Raw genomic sequence first — 4,371 nt, forward strand, 5'->3', positions numbered from 1 at the left:
CATTTCCCTGCGGCGTGACATAAAGCAATTATCATTGTATAAGCAAAAATCTTTTCGAGTATACGACCAAAATAACGACTCATTAAATAATCAGGCTTCCAAGCATCGCAAAATATGCCTTTGATAACTTGAATGCCTCTTACTTCCGATATTGCACATCCCGTGGTGTCAGAATAATATCGCTTAGTTATCCCTATCCACTTAGTCGCTGTGTCAATAAATACTGCGGCATATGATAAGAAGAGGACAGCCCAAAAGCTGTCCCCGCAAAGCTTTGTGCCCATAGCGCCGATTGTCACGGCAATAGCAACAATTTGAATATCAGAAATCATTTTGTAGGCTCGTTGAAAGAGCTCTAATATCATTTACCCCACCCCCTTGGCTCTTACTTCGACCTCGGACAATTCTCATTCGTGCATTTCCCGTCCTGCTCTTTTGCACCACAGATAAAACACCGTTTAACCATTGATTATCGCCTCCCGTTTGGTTTGGTACTCTTGCTTTAAAGCCTGATATTCAGTTTGCAGTTCATTTACAAGCGCAGTATTACCGTCCAGTTGCGCCGCCGCCCAGGCGAGTTTGAGTTCGTTGAATTGGGATTGGTACTGAGCATCAAGTTGGGCGAGAAGTTGGTCTTTGGTGGGCGGTGGTGATGCGGGTTCGGGTTCTCTCTGTATTTTATGTATTTCCCAGGTTTGCCCGTTCCAAATCAAGTATTGGTTTACATCAGTAGTTGGTGGTTCTACTTCCACACAACCGCCAGGTATCAGCCAAACACCATCAAGAGGACTAATATCGCTTTCGTTTAGTTCAATAGGGCCAACGTATTTGCCGTTTTGGTCTGTTTGATAGACTATTTTTCGCATAAGGTATACCTCCTAGTACTTTATGCAGTATAAAAGTGCTACGTTGCGGGGACGGGTTTCGGTGCCACCGGCTGAGTACGTGTAGTAACGACCGCTGCTCAGGGTTGAGTTTGCCTTGCTCTGCACTCCGCTATCATCGCTAACAGTTGCGCGAGTGCCAGGTTCGCCACTTTTGGTTGGAATGTTGTGCTCATGCGCCTTGAACATGTCGTCTTGCCAACTACCAAACGCACGTCCACTATCTACCCCGCGCCCGTCATCCCAGCCGCGAATAAATTCGCCACGTAGGTCAGGAAGATTAAAGGTTGTACTGCCATCACCAGCACCGAACGTCACTCCGATTGCCCCAAATAGGGCGGCATATGTTATGCGTGATACTGCAGCACCGTTGCATTTGAGGTAGCCTGGAGGGGGTGTTGACATAGCAACAGCTATAATAGCCCCAGGAGGAACACCGCCATTATCTGACGGTATACTGGGTAAATTCGCTGTTGGCACTTTTCCGCTTGCGTCCAGCACGAGTACATTGTTTGCCGCCGTGCCGGGAGCTTTACCGCCTACGGTTGCGGCATCGCCAGTAATGGACGCAGGTAGCTTTCCATTACTGTTAAGTTTGAGGATTTTGTTTGCGGTAGGAGTGGTCACCACGTCGGAAGCATAAATAAAATATTCTCTAGGAACATAGGTAATCCCGCTTGGTTCTGTCGATTGTGTGGTAAGTATACCTACAGTGGCATCCCTACTTTGCGCTACAATTATATTAACGCCATAGTTATAAGTATCTCGCTTTATCCAAATCTCTGTTTTTCTTGTTGTAGCGTTGTTAACATACCCATACTGTATACCTTCCCTTATACTTGGAATTACCTTATATACTTTTAAAGAAACACTGCCTCTAGTGGATACCTGCACTATATCCATTCCCGGCATATTATCGCCAAAATCAGCAATGCCGTTAACATATAAAACTAATCCATTTTCGCCGCTTCCGATATTTGTTGTTAACTCAGCAATTTTTACATAATTAACGGTATTGTCATTCGCGCTTATTGAAAATTGTGAAACAAAATCACTCGCGTGTTTTCCGTCTACGGTATTAGCATCGCCAGCAGCAGTTGCGTAATCAGCGTTTGCCGCACTAGGGACTTTGCCGGTTACGGCAATAGTTATGCGGTCATTTGTCGCATCCGGCGTAACTGCAATATTAGCACCAGGCATAATTTCCAGTGTGTCTGTTTTACTATCAGCTTGAATAGTTGTCCCACCAACTAGGATGTTCGAGAAAGCATTTTGGTTAACTTCGGCACCAGTTGCGATGGTATCAAGTTTAGCTTTATCCGTATTTGACATAAATCCATTACTACTACTTGTAGCTGTAGCATGTGTGTGTGTAGCTGGAGCAAAATAACTAGCAGGTTGCCCGCCAAGTTTTTCGGCGTTAAGGTTAGTATTTAATGTTCCGTTATTAATAGGTATATTACCACTTGCATTACCAGGAACTAATCCTCTAAGCGAACCAGCATTGACTATTTGATCATTTTTAAGTCCAGTGAAATTTGTTCGCAGTTCTTGCGGCGCGTCTGCTAAAAATCCATCATCCGCAGGTTTATTTGGGTCAAAGGCCATAATATCACCTCGCTTTTGTAATTCAAAGGAGGGTTAGTAACCCCTAACCCTCCAGTCTAATTGACCACCTACATCATTACCATTGCGGTCAACGATTTTGACAGTAAAATCGGTATTTGTTTTTGCAATGACTTGTGGGAATTTATTGTTACCGATTGCTGTTGGTGTAATAACAGGAACGGTGTAAAAAGTATGTCCATAACTCACAGTTGTTCCGCCTATCGGAACAGTTATAGTACCTGTTTTTTCTATATCCGGCACATCAATGCGAATTTCGCAATGGTTGACTTCGGGCGTTTTCGATATGTCTGACGTGCCTAGCAGCACTCGGAAATCAGCGTACCTGAACGTGTACTGTGCAGGACGGAAGTCTTGCCAGTTTGTCCAGTTGACCCCATCCCTGCTGGTACGCATTTGTAGTTTCGCAGAGCCGGTACCACGTAAAACAACGGACGAACGGAAATCAGTAGTGATGTTAGCGGTGATGACTTGTCCTATGTCTTTGCGGATTGGAGTATATGTGCCGTTCTGGTTACGGTAAAGCGGTACGGAAAGAGCGTTTTGCGTGAATGGTGCAAAATATGTTGTATCCGCATCGATTGTAACACCGTTGGTATATGCAGAGGTAATTTCTTCATCGGTGCGGGCGCGGCTAGAGATGCGGAGGTCAGAAATAATGCAATCTGGGTCTGGGCCAGAACCAAAAGAACTCGGAATACCGTCTGCCGGATTATAGGATTTACTTCCAATATATACGCCATTAACAAACATTTCTCTGATGTTGTCTTTCCACCGCAGGGCAATATATACTTGTTGCCCAACCGATAATACCGACATAGCTGCTATGTTGTCATTAACCACTCCCCAGTCCCAACGTAGAGTCCCCTCTGCGGTGCAAAATAGAAGCCATCTTTTTGAACTCAGGAGAGACCCACCTAATATGTCGTTCCAATCGTGTAAATTCAACGGATTTAATTTAAACTCAATAGTCCCCTCCTGCGGGTTCAGCACCCCCGCCGTGGGGATGGTTAGCGTTTCGGGGGAGCGGGTGGTTCCACCGATTTGCCAAGACGTTTTGTAATCCTTATTCTCAACCTGTACTTTGCCCGTGTCGCCTGATGGAGTTAACGTAAGTGTAGTAGTACTAGCATTTATCGTGACAGGATTGGATGCGGTTACCGTCCCAGTTCCCGCGCCGGAAAGCGTGATTGAGCCCGCGCCATACATCGACACAGTATATTTCTGTCCAGATGTGACTGTTACGTTAACCGGCGCAGAAAAGCCCTGTGAATCTGTGGCACTGAGAAGATTCATCGTCCCTTCCTCCACTATTATGCCGCCATTTTCAATCCTCGGCATGTTTGCGGTAACCTGTGTTCCATCAGATTTGTATGCAACAGAAGCGCGGGTAAATGTAGGGTCTGCTTCTGTACGTTTTAGTTTTAATACCGTTTGCCCGCCAACATCGCCAAACTTTGTATTGGGATAATCACTCCATTTACCGCCGATTGTTTGCCAGTTGATGAATGACGCTCCAAATTCGGTATTTTCGTGCGTACCATTTTGTAGAGCAATTTCATCAAATGTTTCAATAACATTCTTCGGCGGCAAGTTTTGCACCGTAACCATCGCGTGCGCCTCATTTTGACTATAATGCAGACTACGATTGATGGCCTTAATGTGGTAATAATACACCCGCTCTGTATCTACTTTGACATTATACTCGTTTACGGTTACACCGCTGGCGATTAAACTACCTTGTTCAAAGCTAGCACCTTCCCTGATTTCATACGCCACTACGTCAGGCTCAGTAGCTTTATCCCAATACATTTCTACATACTCGCCGTTTTGAATGACTTGGAAGCCAGTCACGTCTTGC

General features: G+C 45.2%; 4 protein-coding genes. All 4 read right to left on the reverse strand.

All coding sequences use genetic code 11. The features are described from left to right. Positions 1-365 (reverse strand): hypothetical protein (locus AC29Z1_RS14270; RefSeq protein WP_488272124.1); only part of this gene is annotated, 365 nt, incomplete at its 3' end. Between the two features lie 93 nt (positions 366-458). Next, positions 459-866: a hypothetical protein gene (locus AC29Z1_RS14275; RefSeq protein ID WP_488272125.1), complete on the reverse strand. Its 408-nt coding sequence runs from the start codon at positions 864-866 to the stop codon at positions 459-461. A 12-nt stretch (positions 867-878) separates the two neighbouring features. After that, entirely contained in the window at positions 879-2,492 is a 1,614-nt protein-coding gene (locus AC29Z1_RS14280) for a tail fiber protein (RefSeq protein WP_488272126.1), read from the reverse strand. Positions 2,493-2,525: 33 nt separating this feature from the next. Then, on the reverse strand, positions 2,526-4,371 hold a 1,846-nt coding region (locus AC29Z1_RS14285; protein WP_488272127.1), incomplete at its 5' end, for a LamG-like jellyroll fold domain-containing protein.

The organism is Sporomusa sp. (assembly GCF_057736855.1).